This window comes from Pseudomonas sp. MYb541, from assembly GCF_037479595.1.
Classification (GTDB): Bacteria; Pseudomonadota; Gammaproteobacteria; order Pseudomonadales; family Pseudomonadaceae; genus Aquipseudomonas; species Aquipseudomonas canadensis.
Genome location: NZ_JBBGYS010000023.1, coordinates 43,049 through 65,748 on the forward strand (window position 1 = coordinate 43,049; position 22,700 = coordinate 65,748).

At 59.1% G+C, this 22,700-nt stretch carries 15 protein-coding genes; 11 read left to right on the forward strand and 4 right to left on the reverse strand.

Annotation, left to right across the window (positions count from 1 at the left end):
• Nucleotides 1–196 precede the first annotated feature (196 nt).
• From WH299_RS15895 to WH299_RS15910, 4 genes are all read left to right on the forward strand, one after another.
• Nucleotides 197–1,918, forward strand: coding sequence for a ShlB/FhaC/HecB family hemolysin secretion/activation protein (locus WH299_RS15895; protein WP_339550754.1), 1,722 nt, complete (start codon nt 197–199; stop codon nt 1,916–1,918).
• A gap of 31 nt (nt 1,919–1,949) precedes the next feature.
• A complete protein-coding gene (locus WH299_RS15900; RefSeq protein ID WP_339550756.1) occupies nt 1,950–9,830 on the forward strand; it encodes a two-partner secretion domain-containing protein in 7,881 nt (2,626 codons plus the stop codon).
• Nucleotides 9,827–10,093 carry a hypothetical protein gene (locus tag WH299_RS15905; protein WP_028615236.1) on the forward strand — a complete coding sequence of 89 codons (267 nt, stop codon included), beginning with the start codon at nt 9,827–9,829 and terminating at the stop codon, nt 10,091–10,093. Before WH299_RS15900 ends, WH299_RS15905 begins: the two co-directional genes overlap by 4 nt.
• A 505-nt stretch (nt 10,094–10,598) precedes the next feature.
• Complete coding sequence (locus tag WH299_RS15910; protein WP_339550757.1) at nt 10,599–13,187, forward strand: autotransporter family protein; 2,589 nt, start codon at nt 10,599–10,601, stop codon at nt 13,185–13,187.
• Nucleotides 13,188–13,250: 63 nt separating this feature from the next.
• On the opposite strand, the gene WH299_RS15915 is transcribed toward WH299_RS15910, so the two are convergent.
• Together WH299_RS15915 and WH299_RS15920 are read right to left on the reverse strand one after the other, a co-directional pair.
• Nucleotides 13,251–13,838 carry a hypothetical protein gene (locus WH299_RS15915; RefSeq protein ID WP_068937705.1) on the reverse strand — a complete coding sequence of 196 codons (588 nt, stop codon included), beginning with the start codon at nt 13,836–13,838 and terminating at the stop codon, nt 13,251–13,253.
• Between the two features lie 15 nt (nt 13,839–13,853).
• The gene (locus tag WH299_RS15920) at nt 13,854–14,465 is read right to left on the reverse strand and encodes a hypothetical protein (RefSeq protein ID WP_339550759.1); all 612 of its coding nucleotides are present in this window, start codon (nt 14,463–14,465) and stop codon (nt 13,854–13,856) included.
• 172 nt (nt 14,466–14,637) lie between these two features.
• On the opposite strand from WH299_RS15920, the gene WH299_RS15925 reads away from it, so the two are divergent.
• From WH299_RS15925 to WH299_RS15955, 7 genes are all read left to right on the forward strand, one after another.
• Nucleotides 14,638–15,219, forward strand: a complete 582-nt coding sequence (locus tag WH299_RS15925; RefSeq protein WP_122730224.1) for a hypothetical protein — start codon at nt 14,638–14,640, stop codon at nt 15,217–15,219.
• Nucleotides 15,220–15,260: 41 nt separating this feature from the next.
• A complete protein-coding gene (locus WH299_RS15930) occupies nt 15,261–15,941 on the forward strand; it encodes a CsgG/HfaB family protein (RefSeq protein ID WP_010214228.1) in 681 nt (226 codons plus the stop codon).
• A 29-nt stretch (nt 15,942–15,970) separates the two neighbouring features.
• A complete protein-coding gene (locus WH299_RS15935) occupies nt 15,971–16,333 on the forward strand; it encodes a DUF4810 domain-containing protein (RefSeq protein ID WP_012721603.1) in 363 nt (120 codons plus the stop codon).
• Nucleotides 16,330–16,980 (forward strand): DUF799 domain-containing protein, encoded by a 651-nt coding sequence (locus tag WH299_RS15940; protein WP_028615242.1) that lies wholly within the window; start codon nt 16,330–16,332, stop codon nt 16,978–16,980. Before WH299_RS15935 ends, WH299_RS15940 begins: the two co-directional genes overlap by 4 nt.
• Nucleotides 16,981–17,092: 112 nt before the next feature.
• Nucleotides 17,093–18,733 carry a YfbK domain-containing protein gene (locus WH299_RS15945; protein ID WP_122730225.1) on the forward strand — a complete coding sequence of 547 codons (1,641 nt, stop codon included), beginning with the start codon at nt 17,093–17,095 and terminating at the stop codon, nt 18,731–18,733.
• A gap of 152 nt (nt 18,734–18,885) precedes the next feature.
• Nucleotides 18,886–19,458, forward strand: coding sequence for an RNA polymerase sigma factor (locus WH299_RS15950; RefSeq protein WP_028615244.1), 573 nt, complete (start codon nt 18,886–18,888; stop codon nt 19,456–19,458).
• Nucleotides 19,455–20,045, forward strand: a complete 591-nt coding sequence (locus WH299_RS15955; RefSeq protein ID WP_339550760.1) for a hypothetical protein — start codon at nt 19,455–19,457, stop codon at nt 20,043–20,045. The genes WH299_RS15950 and WH299_RS15955 overlap by 4 nt, the downstream gene beginning before the upstream one ends.
• Before the next feature lie 130 nt (nt 20,046–20,175).
• Here WH299_RS15955 and WH299_RS15960 read toward each other — a convergent pair whose 3' ends face one another.
• Together WH299_RS15960 and WH299_RS15965 are read right to left on the reverse strand one after the other, a co-directional pair.
• Nucleotides 20,176–21,183 carry an Abi family protein gene (locus tag WH299_RS15960; RefSeq protein ID WP_339550761.1) on the reverse strand — a complete coding sequence of 336 codons (1,008 nt, stop codon included), beginning with the start codon at nt 21,181–21,183 and terminating at the stop codon, nt 20,176–20,178.
• Nucleotides 21,184–21,543: 360 nt separating this feature from the next.
• Nucleotides 21,544–22,248: a hypothetical protein gene (locus WH299_RS15965; protein WP_339550762.1), complete on the reverse strand. Its 705-nt coding sequence runs from the start codon at nt 22,246–22,248 to the stop codon at nt 21,544–21,546.
• Nucleotides 22,249–22,700: the final 452 nt, after the last annotated feature.

Here is a 22,700-nt window from a genome sequence, read left to right on the forward strand (position 1 = left end):
AATCGCTATCAAGAGTGCTGCCGCCTGTCGGAATAAAAATCCCATGGCCAGTCAGCTTTTCTCTTTGGTAATTTTTAGTTGTTATAAATCAACATGTTGCATGACTGATTAGTACTAATGTCCAACTAGCTCAGCTTTTTGAGTTGTTGGAAGTTAGGTGTTAGTTTGCCGCCCCTTGATTTTCGATGGATCGAATATGTCTTTGTTATTGCCACGGACTCGGTTACTGCTATGCACTTTCATGCTCGCTTATTTGGGCCTGAACAGTGCCATGGCCGCCCCCACGCCCGGGGATCAGGACCTGATCCGCGATCGGCAGAACCGCCTGCTTGAAGAGCAGCGCCGGCGTCTCGAAGAACTCAAGGACCTGCCCGGTAAAGAATCCAGGCCCCAGGCCCCGGCGACGCCTGCCGACACACGTTGCTTCCCGATCAAAGACATCGAACTCAAGGGCGCTGACAGCCTGTCTGCCGACGACCGCGCACGCCTGCTCAAACCCTACACGGGCCAATGCCTGGGCGTGTCGCAGCTCAATGAACTGCTCAGGGTCATTACCGACTACTACATCGAAAAAGGCCGCGTTACCAGCCGTGCCTATCTGCCGCAGCAAGACCTTTCCAGCGGTCACCTGCAAGTGTTGGTGGTGGAAGGCAAGCTCGAAGGCTTGAAAGGCGCACAAGGCAGTACCGTTACCGACCGTGAGCTGGCGATGGCCTTTCCCGGCAAGGTTGGCGAGGCGCTCAACCTGCGTGAAGTCGAGCAACTGGTGGACCAGCTCAACCGGTTGCCCTCCAAGCAGGCTCAGATGGAGCTGACCCCCGGCACGCAGATCGGCGGCAGTGAAGTGGTGGTCAAGAACACCCCGCAAAAGCCCTGGCGCGCCAGCCTGTCACGCAATAACGATGGGCAGAAAAGTACCGGCGAGCAGCAGTGGGGAGCCGGCCTTGAGTGGGACAGCCCGCTGGGCCTGGCCGATCAACTGGTACTGCGCGGCGGCCACGACGCCGTGAGTGACCACCAGAAAACCTCAAAAAACAGCATGCTCTACTACAACGTGCCGTGGGGCTGGTGGAACTTCAGCTACACCTACAGCGAGAGCGACTACCGCACCTATGGCAGGGTCGACGACTTCAAATTCAAACAGAACGGTGACAACCAGAACCACCAACTGCGCGCTGAGCGGGTGATCCACCGTGACGACGTGAGCAAGACATCGGTAAACGTGGGCCTTGCGCACCTGCGCACCAACAACTACATCCTCGACATCCGTACAAAGCCGAGCAGCAACCGCCTCAGCGAATTGCAACTGGGCATCAACCACGGGCGGCGTATCGGCAATGCGTTCGTCAACGTCGACCTGGGCATGCAGAACGGCATCGGCTTGTTCGACGCGCAATCTCAAGATGAGCGCGACCCGTTCGGTAATCGCCAACCCAATGCGCGCTACCGCAAATACACCGCCACCGTCAGCTACCTGCAACCGTTCGCCTTGTGGGGCGAGTCGTTCAGTTTTTCCAGCCTGGCCACCGGCCAACGCAGTGAAGACATTCTGTTCAGCCCGCAGCGCATGAGCCTGGGTGGTTCGGCCTCGGTGCGTGGTTTCAAGGATCAGCAGTTGATTGGCGATAGCGGCGGCTACTGGCGCAACGAAGTGCGCTGGGCCCGTGCGGTGACCGTCGACTGGTTGCGCCCGGCTTTTGCTGAATACGGCGCCAGCGTCGGCTACGACCAAGGGGTGATCAGTAATGATCGCTATAACGGCGGTGTACACGGCCGGGTGTCGAGTAACTCCCTGGAGCTGTTCGCCCGCGGCAAGAACCTGAGCACCAGCGTGACCTTTGCGCATTCTTTGGAACGCCCGGCAGTGATGAGCGAGCGCGAAGCGCCGATCTACTTCCGTATGGATTTCTTCCTGTAATTAAACGCCCCGCAGCAACGAGAATCTGAAAATGGATGTTCGCCAATTTGCCTTCCTGGCCCGCCAACCTTCCGCTGCATTGATGCCGCGCAACTCGTTCTTCGGCCTGCCCAAGCGCGGGCTGGTGCTGGTCCTTGCCAACGCGCTGTTCTGGCAGCCGCTGCTGGCCCAGGCTGAGGGGATCGTAGTCAGTGCGCCGGGGACCACCGTTGGCGCGGCGGGCAATGGCGTGCCGGTGGTGAACATCGCAACGCCTAACGGCAGTGGGTTGTCCCACAACCAGTTCAAGGACTACAACGTCGGCCCCAACGGGGTGATTCTCAACAATGCCACGGGTGCCGTGACCAATACCCAGTTGGGCGGCTATATCGTCGGCAACCCCAACCTCAAGGGCGGTGCAGCCAGCGTCATCCTTAACGAAGTCAACGGCGGCAACCCCAGCCAGTTGCGCGGCTTTACCGAAGTGGCGGGGCAATCGGCCAAGGTCATCGTGGCCAACCCCCACGGCATCACCTGCAGCGGTTGTGGTTTCATCAACACGCCAAATGTCACCCTGACCACCGGTAAGCCGGTACTCGACGCGAACGGCCAGTTGCAGCGCTACCAGGTGGATGGCGGCGCCGTGACCATCGATGGCCAGGGTTTGAACGCGAGCAACGTCGATCGCTTCGAAATCATCACCCGCTCGGCCAAGATCAATGCGCAGATCAACGCACGCGAACTGACCGTGATCGCCGGTCGCAATGACGTGGACGCACGAACACTGAACGCGACTCCGCGCGCCGATGACGGCAGCACCAAGCCAGAGCTGGCGATTGATTCCTCGGCCTTGGGCGGCATGTATGCCGGTGCGATCAAGCTGGTGGGCACCGAAGCCGGTGTGGGGGTGAAGCTTGACGGCACGCTCGCGGCCAGCGGCGGCGATATCCAGATCGATGCCAATGGGCGTCTGAGCATGGCGCAAACGCAGGCCACCGGTAACGTCAAGGTCGCCGCGAAGAACGTCGACCTCACCGACAAGGTGTACGCCACCGGCACTGTGCAGGTGACCAGCGCCCAAGCCCTGGTCAACCAGAAGAGTGTGGCTGCCGGCCAACGTATCGAGATCAACGCGGCCACGGTCACCAACCCAGGCATCATCGAAGCGGGTGTCGCGCCCGACAACAGTCGAAACACCACCGGCGACCTGGTGATCAATGCGCAAACCGTCAACACCACTGGCAACTTGCTGGCCAGTCGCGCCCTGGCGATCACCGCCGCGCAAGCGCTGACCAACCAGGGTGCAATCATCCAAGCCAAGAGCGTCAACGTCAGTAGCGCCAAACTGACCAACCAGGGTGCCAACGCGCGCCTGTTCGGCGAACAAAACCTGGCGATCAACTCCCCGGCCATCGTCAACCTCGGCGGCCTGATCCGCTTCGGTGATGGCCAGGCAGCCACGCTCGACAGCGCGTCCCTGGACAACCGCCAGGGCCGTATCGAAATGGCTGGTGGCAGCTTGGTGCTGAGCAGTGCGGACCTGAACAACAGTGGCGGCCAAGTCATCGCCAACGACCTGACGGTCAACGCCGGCAAGCTGAACAACCAGAATGGCGTGCTGGTGGCCAAGACCGCCACAGTCAATGCCATCGATCTCGACAACAGCCTTAAGGGCCTGATCCAGGCCGACGGTGGCGCGCTCAACCTCACCGTCTCCAACGGCTTCAACAACAACCAGGGTTTTGCCCAGGCCAACACCGACCTCACCGTCAAAACCGGCAACCTCAGCAGCAACGCAGGCGGCGTACTGAGCGCCAACACTGGCAAGCTGACGCTGACCGCTGCGCAACAGCTCAACAACGCCCAGGGCCGCTTGCAAGCCGGGCAGGGCGATGTCGAGCTGCACGCCGCGAATCTGGACAACCAGAGCGGCGTGATCGTCGGTAAGCAACTGCTGCTTGACGTCAAAGCAGGGGACATCGACAACCGCGCCGGCCGCGTACTGGGCGACAAGCTGGACGTGCGCGCCTCCGGCCTGGATAACCGCAACGCCGGCCTGCTGGCCGGTGGCACCGAAGGCGTTAGCTTGCTGCTCAAAGGCCCGGGCCAGTTGCTCAACGCCCAAGGTCGCATTCAAAGCGAAGGCCTCTTGCACCTGCAAGGCGAGCGCCTCGACAACAGCGCCGGCACCCTGCTCGGTAAAACGGTCGAGGTGACCGCGCAAAGCCTTAACAACAGCAGCAAAGGCGCGTTGGTCAGCGATGGCGGTGACATCACCTTCAATGTCAGCGACCTGCTGACCAACGTCGACGGTGTGATCGACGCCGGCGAGCGCAGTATTCTGGTCAAGGCCCTCACCACGCTCAACAACGACAGCGGCACCCTGCGCGGCAAGCGGCTGGACATCGCGGCCCAGCATTTGAACAACGACAACGGCCAACTGCTGGCCGGCAACCTGGGCCTGGGCTACAGCGGCCAAAGTGTGACCAACCGTAAAGGCCTGATCCTCAGCGGCGGGGCGCACACCGAACTGAACACCGCAAGCCTGGATAACCAGGGCGGCACCGTGCAAGGCGATACCTTGACTGTCACCGCCGGCAAGGCCGACAACGGCAGCGGTGGCCTGATGGCGAGCTTGCTGGGCGACCTGCAACTGACAGTCGAGGCCCTGACCAACCGTGGCGGCAAATTGTTCGGCAAAGAACAGGTCACCGTCAGTGGTGCGACCCTCGACAACAGCGCCAGCGGTCAGATCAGCGGCAACCTGCTCAACCTGACCTCACGCGACACCCTCTCCAACCAGGGGGGCCTGATCGAAGCCAACCAAGGCCTGACCCTCGTCGGCGGTAATCTCGACAACAGCGCCGGCGGCCAGGTGCGCGCATTGGGTAGTACCAACAGCAGCCTCGACTTCAGCGGCCAGGTAAACAACCAGAACGGTACGTTGGAGTTCGCCAGCCAGGCTTTCAGCCTCGACGCCGCGAACCTCAATAACCAGGGCGGCATGTTGCAGCACGCCGGCAGTGGCCTGTTCCATATCAACACGGCCGGACTCACTGGCAGCCAAGGCAACATCCAGGGCATGGGCACCGCTGACTGGGCATTCGGTAAAGTCGAAAGCCTCGGTCGGGTACAACTCAACGAAGTTCTTACCTACAAAAGCGCCCAGGGCCTGACCCTCAAGGCTGGCGACCGCATGGCCAGCGGCAAGGGTTTGATCCTCGACGTCGCCAGCCTCGACAACGGCGGCGAACTGCTCAGCGATGGTGATTTGAGCATCACCACTGCTGGCGACATCACCAACAGTGGTCGTGTGTCGGCGTTGAAAAATCTCAGCGTGACGGCGAATAACCTCAGCCAGAACGGCGGGCGCCTGGCGGGCAGCCACACTCAACTGAACCTGGGCGGTACGCTGGATAACCTCGGCTTCCTGACCGCACGTCAGCAACTGGATATTGCGGCGACGCAGATCAATAACCGCGGAACCCTGGGCGCTCAGGGTGCGGTGAACCTGCTGGCGTCGAACGGCATCACCAATGCTGCCGATTCACTGTTGTTCAGTGGCGGCGAAATGATCTTGCGTGGCAACAGCTTCGGCAATACCTACGGTGACGTTTATAGCCAGGGCAACCTCAGCTTTGCCGCCATTAATGGCGGACCTGCTGCCGGTTTCAGCAACCTGTCCGGCACCGTAGAAAGTGCCGGCAATATCCGCATCAATGCGGCGTTTGTGGAAAACGCCAAGGCCGAATTCGAACTCGGGCAAACCCTGCAGGGTGGGCGTGTGGAGTGGCTATGTGGCCAGCATTGCGACGGGCATGATTCGTTCAAGCGCGGCCAAATCAACATCTACCAGACCTACCTCGAATCAGCGATCAAGGATTCGGCACCCGCTCGTCTTGTGGCGGGCAAGGATCTGCTGATCCAGGCAGACATGGTGCAAAACCGCTACAGCCTGCTGGCCGCCAATGGCAACCTGGGCATCGTCGCCAATGACCTGCTCAACCAGGGCGCGGGTACGCGCACGGGTCAAAACACCATCGTCATCGGTACGCCGGGCAGGATCAACCTTGGCTATTGGGACCAGACGGAGTACGTCGAAATTCCGGCGTTCAACGCCGCTGTCGCTGCGGGTAACTTTGACCTGGCACGTTTCGAAGCACTCAAGGCGCGGTCTTCGGATGCGCGTTTCGCTGAGGTGAGCAACGTTACCACCTGGACCGACAATGCTGGCCCGGGCTATGGCGCAACCCTGCAAGCCGGCGGCACCGTCAACCTCAACGTCGCCCGTACCCTGCAAAACGGCACACTGCACGAAAACACCCTGGCGCAACTCACCGGCACCCTGGGCGATGACCAGACTGGCATCCCTGTCGGGGGCATCAACATCAACCTGAGCAAGCACGCCAACGACGCCAGCGCCCAGGCGCCCGGCACCGTGCTGCCAGTGGCCGGTGTCGCGCCCGGCGGTGGATTCGTACCCGTGGACTACACGGGCACACCGTTCGCACCGGTCGACCCCACCACTGCGCCCAACTTCCAGCTGCCCAAGGGCGAATACGGTCTGTTCGTTAAAAACGCCGACCCCACCAGCCATTACTTGATCGAAACCAACCCCGAGTTCACCTCGTTAACGGGCTTCTTCAGCTCCGACTACATGCTCGGCAAGCTCGGTTTCAGCGCCGACAACGCCTGGCGTCGCCTCGGTGACGGCCAATACGAAACCCGCCTGATCCGCGACGCGGTGCTCGCCCAGACCGGCCAGCGCTTCCTCGCTGGCGGCCTGTACAGCGACGCCGACCAATTCCGCTACTTGATGGACAACGCCCTCGCGAGCAAAGACGCCCTGCGTCTGAGCCTCGGTGTGACGCTTACCAGCCAGCAGGTCGGCGCCCTGACCCACGACATTGTGTGGATGGAAAACCGCGTGGTCGACGGCCAGACAGTCCTCGTCCCAGTGCTGTACCTGGCCCAGGCCGAATCGCGCAATGTACGCGGCAACAGCCTGATCCAGGGGCGCGACCTCAACCTGGTCACCGGTGGCGACCTGGTCAACGTCGGCACCCTGCGCGCCAGCAACAACCTCTCTGCAGCCAGCACTGGCGGCAGCATCTACACCGGCGGACTGGTCGAAGCTGGCAACAACCTGAGCCTGCTGGCCGACGACAGTATCCGCAACGCCATGGCCGGCGAAATTCGCGGCAAGCAAGTCAGCCTCGCCACGCTCAAAGGCGATATCACCAACGACACCACCGCCATCCAGGTGCGTGACGGCGCCGGCATGCGCACCCTCACGGACACCAGCGCCGGCACCATCGTCGCCCGCGAAAACCTGGCCATGGACGCCCACCGCGATCTCACCAACCGCGGCGCCCTGGTCGCTGGCAACGACGCCAACCTCGTCGCCGGCCGCGACCTCAGCCTCATTGCCGCCAGCGATACCAGCGTGAAACATGAGTTCAGCGACGGCGGGCACAAGTCCACGATCACCACCGACGTCAAAAACCTTGCCGCCACCGTCACGGCGGGGGGCAACCTGAACATGAAGGCGGGTCAGGATGTAAACATCATCGGCAGCACCGCCACCGCTGGCAAAGATATCAATGTCGACGCCGGGCGCGATTTCAACGTGGCGTCGGTCAGCGATGTGCACAACGTCGAGGGCAAGGAGAAGGACGGCAAGAAACGCATCAAGACGGCGGACGAGCAGACCACGCAAGTGGCGAGCGTACTGACGGCGGGTGGGAACTTTGTCAGCCGGGCGGAGCGTGACACCACGATCGTGGCGAGCAAGATCAGTGCGGGGAATGAGGCTTATCTGTATAGCGGGGATAAGTTGAGTGTGTTGGCGGCGCAGAACAGCACCCATACGTTGTATGACATGAAGGAGAACGGTGGCTGGGGCGCCAAAAAAGCCAAGCGTGATGAAGTCACCCAGGTCACCAACGTAGGCACCGAAATCAGGACCGCGGGTAACCTGACTATGGTCAGCAAAGGCGACCAGCTTTATCAAGTCGCCAAGCTCAACAGCGGCAACGACCTGATTCTGAAAAGCGGCGGCGCCATCACTTTTGAAGGCGTGAAGGACTATCACGACGAGAGCCATACCAAGAGCAAGAGCAACATGGCTTGGTTCTCGATGAAGGGCAAAGGCAATACCGACGAAACCCTGCGTCAAAGCGAACTGGTTTCTCAGGGGCAGACCGTCATACAGGCCGTGAACGGTCTGAAAATCGACATCAAGCAAGTTGACCAGCAAACCGTGAGCCAGACCATCGACACGATGGTCAAGGCCGACCCGCAATTGGCTTGGCTTAAGGAGGCCGAGAAGCGCGGGGATGTCGATTGGCGGCAAGTGAAGGAGATTCACGAGTCGTTCAAGTACAGCAACTCGGGCATGGGCCAGGCGGCCATGTTGGCGATCATCATCATCGTCACTGTGTTGACGGCAGGGGGGGCGAGTGCTCTGGCGGGAGGTGCCGCAGGAGCGACAGCAGGCTCAGGGACCGCCATGGCCGCCGGCACCGCAGCGACTGCTGCTACAGCGACGACTGCGGGAACAGCAGCCACTGCAGCAGGTTTTGGAAACATGATGGCGACCGCTGCATTGACCTCAATGGCCAGCACCGGTGCTGTCAGCGTCATCAACAATAAGGGCAACCTGGGTACGGCACTCAAGGACACCTTTAGCAGCGACAGCTTGAAAAACGCTGCCATCGGTGCGATGACAACGGGTGTGTTGAATTACGCAGACAGCAATTGGTTCCAGGGCGCGAGTCCGGCTAACGGTGCCGGTCCGCAAGTCACCACCGCAGGCTCTGTGCAAAATCCGGGTTACAGCAGTGAATGGCTCAACTGGTCGAAAGCGCAAGATACGGTCCTGCGCAGCGGCACGCACGCAGTCATCAAAAGTGGCATTTCTACGGCCGTTAACGGTGGTAGCTTTAAAGACAACCTGGGTAATAGCCTGGTATCAGAAGGCTTTGACCTCGCCGCCGCTGTCGGCAACAAGAACCTTGGGGACTTCGCGGATTACATGAAACTGAGCAATGGCTCGGCAGAGAAAGTGTTTCTACACGCTATTTTGGGTGGCGCGCTGTCTGCCGCCAGGGGCGGCGACTTCAAAACTGGAGCGCTAGCCGGTGCCGCAGCGGAGGGCCTGACGGCTGGAGCAACTGAAAATTTGAGCAAGTATCTGGATTCCCAGTTTGCAACCAATGATCAGTTCAAGGTGGGTACGGCCCAGATCATAGGGATTTTGGCGGGTGCGGCAGTCGATGGTGATCCTGAGACTGCCAGCTGGGTCGCAGGTAATGCTCAGCGTTATAACGACATGATGCACATTGATGGAGGCTGGGGGGCAGCGTCGGCAAGTTTGGGCGAAAAAATGGTTCAAGATGGCGCCGATGCAAATCAGGTATCTACAGCAATAAGATCGCAAAATCACGGTGATGGATATGATGGGTGGATGCCCGCCAACGCACTTGTTCAAGCGTGGACAATGATGGTTGGCCTGCCACTAGCCGCCATCGAGGCTCCTGCGATAGGTGCCGGGAGTCTAGCAATGGGTGGTTTGATTTCTGGCGGTGCTAACTTTAGTTATCAATTGTCTACGGGGAAACCCATTAACTATACCGATGTATCCATTGCCAGCGGTGTAGGTGCCCTGACCCAAGGGAAAGGCTTTCTCTTAACGCAAGGATACGGCCTGAGCGGAGCTTATCTGGGTAGTCTGATTAAAGGGGAGGATCCGACATATTCTCTTTTGGGCGCGGCAGTGGGTGGATCTGCCGGTTTTGCAGGTGGGAAAGTCATAACGGGGCAATTGAAACCCTATATAGGTGGCTCGTCAGAAGTTCTTGGAAGCAGTCTGGGTGCCTACGGTTCTGAAGTTATTAACGGCGTTATAACCACTGCTGGAGAGAAGAAGTGATCAAGCCGAGATCAAGGGTGCAGGCATTTATATTGTTATTGATTTATGTGTTTTTGTTGTTTTTGTTGATGGGGGTTATTGCAAAATTTTTGGGGGCGTTGATTAATTATTCAAAGAGTGATGTATGGCGCTTTGGTTGGGCTGATATTGTTGATCTCTTTCCGGGTGTTTTCGCTTACGCACTTCCTGTTGGCGCAGGCATTTTGGTGCAGTCATGGTTGAAAGATCGTAAGAGAAGTAAGTCTGACAGTGGGGAGGGGTAAACGACTGAATGGGGTAATCGTTGTTCTGGTGTTCCTGGCCGGCTGTGCGCTGGGTCTCCAGCAACGATGGAACGACCGTTGAGTCGCCTGTTTACAGTCTTTGCTCGCGCGTGCCCCGTACCTCCAGTTGCTACCTGTTTTAGAAAAAAGTCGGACCACGGGTGTGATGTGATGGCGACGCGGGTAGATCTTGATTTCTGTGCTCAACTACGCATCTTGCCGATACAGCCCCGAACCTTTTCGTAGATCCCAATGTCTTTACCCCGCCCAACCACATCCGGTTGGGCTGCATGGACTGCAACGTTTTCAACAGCATTAAGGATTAATGTGAGCCTTTCCCCCTTATTCCCTGCCTCGTCACTGCCTTTCGCGGTGCGAAGGGTTGCACCTGCGCATCCGGCACGCGCGACAAGGGTATGCACTCGGATCCTTTGATCCTTCGCTTAGTACCTCTACGGCCGCCGGGCCTATTGGCGGCTTTGATCTGTAGTTCATGGAGTTAGAAATGAAGCGCAAGCAGTTCCAGAAAAGCCTGTTGGCAGTCATGGTCGGCGCAATCAGCACCCAAGTGCTGGCGGTGGATGTTGACCTTGGAGCGGGCAAAACGATGTTCATCAACGAAAACTACACTGAGTCGTTGGTGCTCACCGGGCAAACCACCCAGGTGGTCGATCAGAACAGCACGGCCGCTGCAGGGCTGGGGGTCGCCAATACCCACATCCAGGGTTCGCTGATCAACCGCGCGGACATTACGCTGAATGCCGATGGCCGTACCATCCGTGGCATTGCGCTGGACCCGATGTACTGGACCGGTCCTCAGAACCTGAGCCCCGGTTCTGTCACGGGTAACGTAGAGCAGGCCGGTATCATTTCGATGAACAATGGCGGCGACGAAGGCATGGAGATCGGCAAGACGGTCATTGGCGGCAGTGTGATCAACTCCGGCACGATCCGTTCGACACCACCTTCGACACCGGCACCGTTTCCCTCCTTCATCGGTGGGGGCGAGGGTATTTACCTGCATGGCACCACCATCGCCGGGGATGTTTCCAACACTGGCCTGATCGACATGGCGGGTGAAGGCGCGATCGGCATCATACTGGACCGTGACAACAACACCCCGACCACCATCGGCGGCAAGATCCTCAACTCCGGCACCATCAAGGCGACAGGCGAAGGCGCCTGGGGCATCGAAGTTGAAACCGATACCAGCCCGCTGCGAATCGAAAACAGTGGCTTGATCTCGGCCAATGGCTTGGGCGCTCGTGGCATGTTGGTGTACCAGGGCACCTTCGATTACATCCTCAATACCGGCACCATCGAAGGCCTGGGCACCGATGCTGGGGCTTTCGAATTCTCCGGCGCCGACTTCGCGCAAAACAGCGCGGCGGGCTCACGCGGTATCGTCAACCGCGGGATCATCCGCGCGGATGGCACCGCCATCAGCGTCAACCCGGCCGATCAGGTCTCGACCTTTGAAATCAACCAGCAGGCCGGTGAAATCCGCAGTAATTCCGGCACCGCGATTGATGCAGCCAACCTTGCGACGCTGAATTGGACGGGTGGCAACATCATCGGTGATGTGCTGAACCTGAACGCGGTGAACATTGACGGCCAGGCAGGCTTCACTGGCAGCCGCATCATCGCGCCGGTGTCGATCAACTCAGGTTCCCTGAACCTCTCCGCGCCAGGCACTGCCATTACCGGCAACCTCAACGTAGCCAGTGGCGCCGGTATTGATATGCACCTTTCCGACAGCGTAGTGCCGACCACGCCGTACCTGACCGTCAACGGCGCAGCCAACTTTGCCCAAGCCTCGAAGCTGACGGTAAGCGCCAACCCAGGTGATTTCGCCAGCACCAACAGCGGCACCCAATACACCCTGCTGCAAGCCACCAGCGTGCAAGATGGCGGGCTGTCCGTGGCCAGTTCTTCGTCGCTGCTGGACGTGCTCAGCTATTCGGCCGACGCACAGACGGTCAAGGCCGTGGTGGCGGTCAAAGACAACCAGCAAGTGCAGCAGGAACTGGCTGGCGTAGGCGCGAGCGCGGCTTCGGCCACGGCGGTCAACACCTTCAAGAACGACGTATTGAGCCGACTCGGCCAAAACGATCAGGTGTTCCAGGCCCTGGCCAACGCCGGTACGGCGCAGCAACTGGCGCAGATCGGCGACCAGCTCAAGCCTGACGTCAACCGTGGCGCCCTGGATGTGGCGTTGTCCGGGCAAACCGTCATCAACGGCGCGATCTTCAATCGCCTCACTGACCAACGCGAAAGCCGCCAGGCCGGTGGCGTGTGGGTGCAGGGTCTGAGCAGCAACATGGACCAGGACGGCCGTGGGGGTGACAACGGCTACTCGGCCAACAGCAGCGGCATGGCAGTGGGTGTGGACAGCCGTGTGAACGACACCACCACGTTGGGTGTGGCGTACAGCTACCTCAATTCCAACATCCATTCCGACCTTGGCAACAAAACCGATGTCGAGGGCCACGCGCTGTCGCTGTACGGCAACTGGGCGCTGCAGAACTGGTTTGTCGACGGCAGCCTCAGCTACGGTCATAACGACAACGACAGCAAGCGCCACATTGCTGGCACCACGGCCAAGGGCAGTTACGACAGCAACGTGTTGTCGGCCAGCGTGATCGGCGGCTACAGCTTCAAGCCGTCCGAGACGGTCGTGATCGAGCCTCGTGTGGCTGCGCGTTACGCCAACGTACGCATGGATGGCTACGACGAGAAAGGGTCCTCGGCCGCCCTGAGCACACGTTCGCAGCGTTATGAAGTGGGCGAGTTGGGCGCCGGTGTGCGTCTGGCTGGCAACCTGCCGATGGGCGCAGGCAGCCTGCAGCCGGAAGCGACGTTGATGGCGTATCACGACTTGATGGGCGATCGCGTGGCGCAAACCTCGAGCTACATGCTCGGTGGTTCGGCATTTACCGTGACCGGCGCGTCAGTGGCACGTGATAGCTATGAGGCCAGTGTGGGTGTGAACTACCAGGTTTCAGACTTCACCGTAGGCGCCAGCTACACCCGTCAGGCGCGCAGTGGGTTTGATGCCGATGGTGTGATGCTCAAGGCGCGGTATGCGTTTTAAGCTCGGTTAAGGCATTACGCTGTACCGGTGGCGAGGGAGCCCGCTCCGTCGCCACCGGTTTCATCAGAACAACTTACGCTGCACCGCCTCATCCAGCGTACTGCGCGTCAACGCTTCGACCACTTCCCGCGTGTCGGTCTGGAACGGCAGGCCCACGATCAACACCAGGTGCACCCAGGTGCGTACCGACTCACTCTTTTTGACCCGGCCCAATTCCTTGCCGTCCTTGTCCTTGAACACCGTTTCAAGGGTGAAGATGTTCTTTGCGGTGGTGGGGATGATGCAGAACGTGAAGCCGGTGATGAACGCCGACACCGGGCTGTACTCTTCATTGTTGTGCAGCGTGGCATCCACATAGAGGTCCGAGTCGACCTTGTCGGTGCTGACCCGCGAAAAGCGATTGGACTGTTGGAAAGTGTCGGACACCGCCTTTTCCCACAGTACGACCGGGGCCCCGACCGCCGCATTGCCTGGGCCGCCGTTGACGTGGTTTTGCGCCGTGGTGCGCACATACACCGTCGGTTTTTGCGCCGGCGCGTTAGCCGTCGGAGGCCAGGTCTGGACCGCTGGCAGTTCGTGTTGTGAATAGGACACACAGCCGGTCAGCAAGACGGCCGCGAGTACCAGGCAGTGTTTGATCAATCCTTTCATGTGTTGCTCCTGAAACTAAGGTTTCGCCAGGTTGGCGGTAGCGGTGTCGAGCAGTTGCGTGACCAGTTTGGTCAGTTGCTGGCCGCCCATCGACGGCGCCCAATACTGGCCGCTGTACAACCCGACGTTGTGTTCGAACTTGATCGACTCCTTCGCCGACGCCAGTTCCTTGCCATCGCGATCGACGATGACCAGGTCGCCGGCGACGTCAAAGCTGTCGACGTAGATCGGTCCGTTGACCCAGATCCAAATGGTCAGCGTCAGCAGCGCGCCAGGTACATAGGCCGGGTGCGGGGCGCGATGCCCCTTGAGGGAAGTCATATTGAATTTGAGGGTGACGTCGTGTTCGCCAAGGCGTACCGGATACTCGGTCACCTGCTTGAAATAGCCCGCCGAGCGTACGTACTGATTGATCTGGGCCGTCAGGGAGCGGCTGATGGCCGTTTTGTTGGCCTCGTTGACGTCGCTGGCATTCACCGTCACATCGGCGACTTGGGCATTGCGCGCGCTGCTGACGGATGCTGGGTGGAGTGGGGCGCCGATAGGGCCGGTGACGGTGTAGGAGACACAGCCGGTCATCGACAACGCCGTAAGCAGGGCCGCAGCCCGAAGCAGTACTTTAAACACGCAATATCCCTATAAGTGAGCAGGCCAAGTCAGTGTCTCGACTGGGCGGCGGATAACTTGAGGCGTATTCGTCACTGCACGAAACCTGTCGAAACACCTTGAGAACCGCTCTCAACCCCGTAAAATGCCGCGATTGTTTAAAGCACGATACTTTTCAGGGACGAATTCAGACATGCGCATACTTGCCGTGTTTCTCGCGGCCTGCCTCATGGCGGGCTGTGCCTCCAAGCCGGACTACTACATCTCTCCGGCGCCAGTGACCATTCCCAAGACGGCTACTTACTGGCTCGACACCTTTGATGTTGAGGTGGGTGGGCAGAACGAACGCTTCATGTCCGACGATAAAGTTCGCGAGCAGTTGGGCGTTGACCTGGTAAACCGCCTGCTCAAAGCCAAGCGATACGCCACCAGCAAGGCTGCCGCCGACTACTTGCTCGATGTGAAAGTCGTCTACAAGCGACTCATCCAGGACACGCAGGGTGCTCTCGTCAGCACGATCATCGAAGACAACAAATACTTGGTCTCGGTTGATTTCAACTATGAGGTCAAGGTCAAGAAAGGCGATGCTGAAGTCCTGCACTTTGCGCAAACACGCGAGGGCCTGATGCCGAGCATGGGGCCGGGACAGTGGCAACACTGGAAGACGGTTGGCGGTATCTTGACCCGTAGCGGCAATTCAAATGTCGAGGGTTTCTATACCAGTCATTTGAGCGGTTTCATCGCCACCGATCTACGCAACATCCCGTCCCGCTAGTTTCATCTGCCTTAACCGCTATATCACCCCAGGAGCACCCTGTGAAAACACTGTCAAAAATCCTGCTGTCCGGCCTCACCGCCGCAGCGCTGTTGACCGTGGCCGGTTGCGCCACGGAGAGCAACCGCGCCATGCCGGTGGAACAAGTTGCCAGCGCCAACGTCGCCTATTCGGGTGTGCGTGTGCCGATTGCCGTGGGCAAGTTCGACAACCGCTCCAGCTACATGCGCGGCATCTTCTCCGACGGCGTTGACCGCCTCGGCGGCCAGGCCAAGACCATCCTGATCACCCACCTGCAGCAGACCAACCGCTTCAGCGTGCTCGACCGCGACAACATGGGCGAGATCTCCCAGGAAGCCGCGATCAAAGGCACCGTGCAGAAGCTCAAGGGCGCTGACTACGTGGTGACGGGCGACGTGACCGAGTTCGGCCGCAAAGAAACCGGCGACCGCCAGCTGTTTGGCATCCTTGGCCGTGGCAAGACCCAAGTGGCTTACGCCAAAGTCGCGTTGAATATCGTCAACATCAGCACCTCCGAAGTGGTGTATTCCACCCAGGGCGCCGGCGAGTACGCGCTGTCCAACCGTGAAGTGATCGGCTTCGGCGGCACCGCCAGCTACGACTCCACCCTCAATGGCAAGGTCCTCGACCTGGCCATGCGTGAAGCCATCAACCGCCTCGTCGACGGCATCAACGCCGGCGCCTGGAACCCACGCAACTGATCAGCAGCACCTCAAGGAGCAGTACAAGGATGAGCAAGGCAGTCAAGTTGGCGCTGATGCTGACAGCAGTGGCGACGGTCGCGGGGTGCCAGACGGCGCCCCAACCCCTGTATCAGTGGGAAAGCTACCAGCCGCAGGTCTACGAGTACTTCAAGGGCGAGCCCAAGGAAGCGCAGGTCGAGGCGCTGGAGCGGGATCTGCAGAAGATCAACGCCAGTGGCCGCAAGGCCCCGCCGGGTTACCACGCCCACTTGGGCATGCTGTACCTGAGCATGGGCAAGGATGACCAGATGGTGCAGGAATTCCGCACCGAGAAGGCACTGTTCCCTGAGTCCGCTGCGTACATGGATTTCCTGTTGAAAAATGCCAAGACTGGAGTCGCCACTAAATGAGCCTGTTGAAACTCACCGGCGCCTTGCTGGCCCTGGCCTTGCTCGGCGGTTGCGCGGCCCCCAAGACCATCGACTACACGGCGTACAAGCAGGCGCGGCCCAAGTCGATCCTGGTACTGCCGCCGCTCAATGAGTCGCCGGAAGTGCAGGCTTCCTACAGCATGGTCTCGCAAGTGACCTACCCGTTGGCCGAAGCCGGTTACTACGTGTTGCCGATTGCCCTGGTGGATGAAACCTTCCGCCAGAATGGCCTGACCACTGCCAACGATATCCAGGCCGTGCCCCCGGCCAAGCTGCATGACATCTTTGGCGCGGATTCAGCGTTGTACATCACCGTGACTGATTACGGTACCAAGTACATGCTGATCTCCAGCGATACCTCCGTGACGGCCTCGGCCAAACTGGTCGACCTGCGCACCGGCACCACCCTGTGGACCGGTTCGGCGCATGCGTCCAGCGAGGAAGGCAACAACAACGGCGGCGGCATCGTCGGCATGCTGATCACGGCGGCGGTCAAGCAAGTGATCAACAGCTCCACCGACGCGGCGCACCCGATTGCCGGTATCACCAGTGCGCGCCTGCTGTCGCCGGGGCAGCGTGCGGGGATCCTGTACGGTCCGCGTAACCCGAAATACGGTACTGACTGATTGAGCGGTTCGGCGGGGCAGGTATTTCTGTCCCGCCGAACGGTTTAACCCGAACAGCCATCGCCTTGCGTCTGACCTTGTGAACGGATCATTCATTCACGAGGTTTAGCCCATGTCCCGTCCTCTGCTCTTCCTGCGTCCTGCTGCCCAGGGCTTTGCGGTTACCTTGCTGGTGACGCTGACCGGTTGTGGGCTGTCCTCTTCCCATGATGTGGCCAAGCGTGACGAAGCGGCGCCTGTTTCCGAGTTGCAAAGCATTCCCGTGCAAGGCGCGTTAGCTAAACGCATGTCCATGCCCGCACCCATGAGCGCCAGAATGGTGATGCAGGAGTCCGCGGCGATGGATTACCGCAGCGAACCTCGCGAACACTACGAAAACCTGCCGGACAACCCGGTGCATCGCGTGGCTGAAACGCCGGTGTCTACCTTCAGTGTCGACGTCGACACCGGCAGTTACGCCAACGTAAGACGTTTCCTCAACCAAGGCAGCCTGCCGCCCGACGGTGCTGTACGACTGGAGGAAATGGTCAACTATTTCCCCTACCACTACGCGCTGCCCACCGACGGCTCGCCCTTTGGCGTGACCACCGAAGTCGCCGCCACACCTTGGAACCCTCACACACAATTGCTGCGCATCGGCATCAAGGCCTCCGACCGCGCCGTGGCGCAGTTGGCGCCGGCCAACCTTGTGTTCCTGGTGGATGTGTCCGGTTCCATGGATCGCCGCGAAGGCTTGCCACTGGTGAAAAGTACGCTGAAATTGCTGGTGGATCAGTTGCGTGAACAGGACCGCGTTTCATTGGTGGTCTACGCCGGGGAATCCCGTGTGGTACTCAAGCCCACGTCCGGACGGGACAAGGTGAAAATCCGCAACGCGATCGACCAACTCACTGCCGGCGGCTCAACGGCGGGCGCATCCGGCATCGAACTGGCCTACCAGATGGCCCGCGAAGGGTTTATCGACAAGGGCATCAACCGCATCCTGCTGGCGACCGACGGTGACTTCAACGTCGGCATCAGCGACTTCGACAGCCTCAAGCAGATGGCGGCTGAGCAGCGCAAAAGCGGCGTGTCCCTCACCACGCTGGGGTTCGGTGTGGATAACTATAACGAACACCTGATGGAACAGCTGGCTGATGCGGGCGACGGTAACTACGCCTACATCGACAACCTGCGCGAAGCGCGCAAGGTACTGGTGGACCAACTCAGTTCGACCCTGGCGATTGTGGCTCGGGACGTGAAACTGCAGGTGGAATTCAACCCTGCGCGTGTCAGCGAATATCGCCTGCTGGGCTATGAAAACCGCGCCCTGAAGCGTGAGGATTTCAACAACGACAAGGTCGACGCGGGTGAAATTGGCGCAGGGCATACGGTCACTGCACTGTACGAAATTGTGCCGAAGGGCCAGAAGGGTTGGCTGGAACCCTTACGCTACGCCGCTGCGTCGACCGCCGAAGATAAATCCACAGAGCTGGCGATGCTGCGTGTGCGCTACAAGCCTGCGGCGGGTGGTGAAAGCCAACTGATCGAGCGGCCCATCAGTAATGAGTCCACCAAAGCCAGCGATGACCTGCGCTTCGCGGCAGCCGTGGCCGCTTTCGCCCAACAGCTCAAGGGCGATGGCCGCTACACTGGCAGCATGAGCCTGCAGGACACTGCCGCACTGGCCCGCTCAGCCCGAGGCAATGACCCGTTCGGCTTGCGTAACGAGTTCGTGCAGTTGGTGGAGCTGGCTCAAAGCCTCAAACACTGAATTTGTCTGCAGCGTCGATCCAATGTGGGAGCTGGCTTGCCTGCGATAGCATCAATGCGGTGTGACTGAAACACCGAAGCGTCTGCATCGCGGGCAAGCCCGGCTCCCACAGGAAATCTGCATTGATCCATCGAAAGGAGTTCGCCACCTACATGGCCGTACCCGATGATTCACCCAGCGACGAAGCGCTGCTGGCCCGCTACCGAACCGGCGACAGCGCCGCGTTCGAAGCCCTGTACGCCCGGCACCGCCAGGGCCTGTACCGATTCCTCGTGTCCTTGAGCAACAAGGCCGAACTGGCCGAGGAAATCTACCAGGAGACCTGGCTCAGCCTGATCCGCAGCGCCACCCAGCCACAAGGCCGGGCGAGTTTTCGTACATGGTTGTTCCAGATCGCCCGCAACCGCCTGATCGATTACTGGCGCAAGCACGGCATCCACAACCCGCTGCACGACAGCTACGACGAGCAACTGCACGCCCAGGCCGACGACAGCGCCGGCCCCGAGCAGCAACTGAGCCTGAGCCGTGACCAGGCGCGGCTCGATGCTGCGCTGCAAGACTTGCCCGAGGACCAGCGCGAAGTCTTCCTGCTGCGCCTGCATGGCGACCTCGAAGTCCCGCAAATCGCCGCCCTCACCGGCACCCCGCTGGAAACCGTCAAAAGCCGCCTGCGTTACGCCCAGCAGAAACTGCGCCGCCTGCTGGCCGAGGAGATACCCGCATGACCGACTCCCGACACACCCCGGACCCCGACGACGTGCTGCTCCAGCACATGCGTCAACACAGCACCGGCGAGCCGCCAGCGTCCCTCGACGCCTTCATCCTCAACGCCGCCCGCCGCGAAGCCCCAGCACCGCAACCGAACCTGTGGCAACGCTGGCTGCACGCCTGCCAACGGCCACGCTGGCAAATGGCGTTCGCCACGGTTGCAGGCTTGGCGCTCATGATCGGCGTGGTAATGCGCTCACCTGTACCGCAACCTGAAATCTCCACCGCGACCTTCTCTGCGCTGCATGAGCAAGCCGCCCCTGTCGCTGCGCCACCGATGTCCGCGCCGGCGCCCGTGGCCCGACTGGCCATCGCGCCTAAGGCCGAAAGTGCGCAAGTCATGGGCTCGATGGCGGATGAGTCGAGCGCCAAGCTCAGCAAGCGCGCGCCGGTGGTGTTGCCTTCGTTGGAGGAGGGGTTGCAGGAGATCCTCAACCTGCGTGAGGTTGGGGAGACCAAGGCGGCGGATGAAAAGCTGTTGGCGTTGCACAAGCGCTTCCCCGGGGAAGATCTGCCGGCGCGACTCGAGTCCATGCGAAAGTAGCCTGAAGGTGTACTGCTGCAGGTTGACGAGAGATCGGCAGCCTTTATAATTCCTGCAACACGGCCCCTGTCGGTTAATGCGCTTCGGCGCTGAGACTGCTCAGGGGTTTTTTATTGCCGGCTTTTTGCAATTACCAGTCGCGTAACTGCCAATTGCGGTCGACGCCCATGCCTTCCAGATTCAACTCAAGATGGTGCAGGTCTGGAAAGTCATGTTCCAACAGTGTTTTCAGTCGACTTCCCCAGCTCGAAGATGGATTGATAACTCGCATCAGGTGTTGGGTGATGCACAGCAACATAAATGGTCGAGCGCGCCGGTGCACATCATCGTGAAACGCTGATAACGAAGGCGCTTGCTCAGCGGGCGGCAGTTTTGGCTGGTCAACGATGTTGCGGTTCCACAGGCGACTGTGATGAGCGCATACATTCCGCAAGTAGTTCAGGCTGCGTAACCAACTGGCGAAGACTCGTCCATTGCTGATGCCATATGCCATGGAAATAGTGTCCTGATCCCGTTCGGCCATGCCTGAGTAGAGGGTCGACAATGTGCCAAAGTCCCATACCTCACATGCCACCCAGACCGCCAACGGTAAACCGTATTTTTCTTTGTTGTGACGGATGAAGTCTTCGTTCGAGCGGTTGATCAATGCTGCGTGTTTGCCGACCCACCCATGATGTTTGGTCAAGCCAGTCTTTCCATCCAGTTGGATAGAGAAGCTGTCATGGAATAGTTGGGGTTTCAGGTAGGCAAATTTATCGTGCCCGCCCAAGGTGTGAGAAATATCTACTCGGAGTGCTATTTCTATACGTTCCAGCGCATCCAGAGTTAACAGACGGAGCTTCTTATCGAAGACATACAGATCGATCGCATTCTGAAAAGTGGTACCGGGCTTGAATGTATCGAGGGGGAGTCGTGTAGGCTTCGTCTTAGAGGGTTTTTGATTCCTGTGTTGTAGAAGCGGACAACAGAGCTCTGTGCGTTCGCGAAAGGCAAACCAGTAGCCGCTGAGACGGTAGTAACCAATACGCTCCAGATATTCCAGGGCTTTAGGTGGGTCAGTAACGACCATGCCACGCGCGATGATCCGATCAAGCTGTTCCTGATAGCTTTGCCAAGGCTTTGGATAACCCTGCATCATTGATAAACCATCCTGGCTGCTGCGTGGCAGTCTTTTGTTGTATTCCAGTTGAGGCTCAGCGTGCGACCCGCATCATTCTGCGGTTCTTCGTGCTTCTGGCGGCGAGCAATGTACCGTGATGGAGTCGCCCACGCTTATGCCGGAAGCATTCAGAGACAAAGACATCCAGATCCCAAGATGCAAAAAAGCCCCAGGCCTTTCGACTTGGGGCTTTCTCATCATATCTGGTGCCCGGCGTCGTTTGAACTGAGCAAGGAAGGAGCCGTATTTGCTGGGTATCGTTGAGTTGGATTCGGTTAGGCATACACGTAGGCATACACGAAGCACCTTGCTGCATAGGATGTCGCAAGGATTTGATCATCAGATATTTGCGTCTAATGCAGCGTTAAGAGCTATCCCAACGCTTACGACGATTTCAGCTTGGCGCTTGTATTCCGACTCCAGCGTGGGTGTAACCCAGCGCTCCGGATAGATTTCCCCCCCATACTCAAAGCGCGAAAATTTCAGCCCGTGTGGCATCTCGCTGTCACCGGTGCAGTCGAGCGAATAGTTGGTTTTGACGACGCTCCGATGCTTTGAGTGGTTTGTGATCGCTGACAAATAGATGAAATCATCGTGTTCAACCAGTGTTTTCAAATGCCGCTTTAGTTCGCCTTCAGGGAGATTACGGGACACCGACCGTATTCCTATCTTGTGCGCTTCTATGGTTTTGCTCGGGTCTAGGTTCATGCCAAAGGCGTAATACAGGGTATGGCTTAGCAGGTCTGCGACTGTGTGCATGCTCTGTAGACATGCGGTGATGTGGGCAGCGGCTTGAAAGCTCGCTTTCTGGAATGCGGCGCTAGCTTCTTCATCCGCTCCCATTATGAGTTGCATTATCTGCATTTCACTGTCTTCTGAAGTGGCTACGTCTCCAATTAAACGTCGGGCTTCGTGGTAGTGATATCTGGCAAATTCTCGGCGTTGATGAATGGAATCCAGTGAGGGAGCGATTGCTGACTTCTGGTCTCGTCCGTAAAGACATTCAACTGATGATCTAAGTTGTTTCAGGTCCCATACCGGCATTTTTGCTGATCCTTGCGAGGTGAATATGATGTCAATTTATTCTATTGACTCTAGCCACGACAGATAACTGCCGGGGACCCTGGACAATTTTCTATAGCACGGGGCGTGAAACCCGCGGGACCGCGTTAGCGACAGCCGTGCCAGCTTACTGAAATTTCAATGTTGAAATTGAAAGGATCTTGAAGAGAAGAGGGCATCGTTACCGTATTGGTAATGGTGCTCGCAGAGGGGCCAAACGGTAGGGCAAATGCACAGGTGAACTGGAGTTCACCGGGTTCACCTGTTCACTAAGCTGGGTGACTATCCGCTAACACGATCCTGCGGGTTCTATGCCCCGTACCACCTCAATACTCTCAGGGGCCCCGCAAATTTTTGGCACATCGCATGTCTCCTTGCGTAGCAAGTTCGCACACAAGCCCTCCATTTGGAGGCGCAGAGCATAACTGGACCCT

Coding starts and splice junctions, on each gene's coding strand:
- WH299_RS15900 (WP_339550756.1), top strand. CDS start 1,950: ATGGATGTTCGCCAATTTGCCTTCCTGGCCCGCCAACCTTCCGCTGCA.
- WH299_RS15915 (WP_068937705.1), bottom strand. CDS start 13,838: ATGAAAGGATTGATCAAACACTGCCTGGTACTCGCGGCCGTCTTGCTG.
- WH299_RS15895 (WP_339550754.1), top strand. CDS start 197: ATGTCTTTGTTATTGCCACGGACTCGGTTACTGCTATGCACTTTCATG.
- WH299_RS15940 (WP_028615242.1), top strand. CDS start 16,330: ATGAGCCTGTTGAAACTCACCGGCGCCTTGCTGGCCCTGGCCTTGCTC.
- WH299_RS15925 (WP_122730224.1), top strand. CDS start 14,638: ATGCGCATACTTGCCGTGTTTCTCGCGGCCTGCCTCATGGCGGGCTGT.
- WH299_RS15910 (WP_339550757.1), top strand. CDS start 10,599: ATGAAGCGCAAGCAGTTCCAGAAAAGCCTGTTGGCAGTCATGGTCGGC.
- WH299_RS15950 (WP_028615244.1), top strand. CDS start 18,886: ATGGCCGTACCCGATGATTCACCCAGCGACGAAGCGCTGCTGGCCCGC.
- WH299_RS15935 (WP_012721603.1), top strand. CDS start 15,971: ATGAGCAAGGCAGTCAAGTTGGCGCTGATGCTGACAGCAGTGGCGACG.
- WH299_RS15945 (WP_122730225.1), top strand. CDS start 17,093: ATGTCCCGTCCTCTGCTCTTCCTGCGTCCTGCTGCCCAGGGCTTTGCG.
- WH299_RS15965 (WP_339550762.1), bottom strand. CDS start 22,248: ATGCCGGTATGGGACCTGAAACAACTTAGATCATCAGTTGAATGTCTT.
- WH299_RS15960 (WP_339550761.1), bottom strand. CDS start 21,183: ATGATGCAGGGTTATCCAAAGCCTTGGCAAAGCTATCAGGAACAGCTT.
- WH299_RS15955 (WP_339550760.1), top strand. CDS start 19,455: ATGACCGACTCCCGACACACCCCGGACCCCGACGACGTGCTGCTCCAG.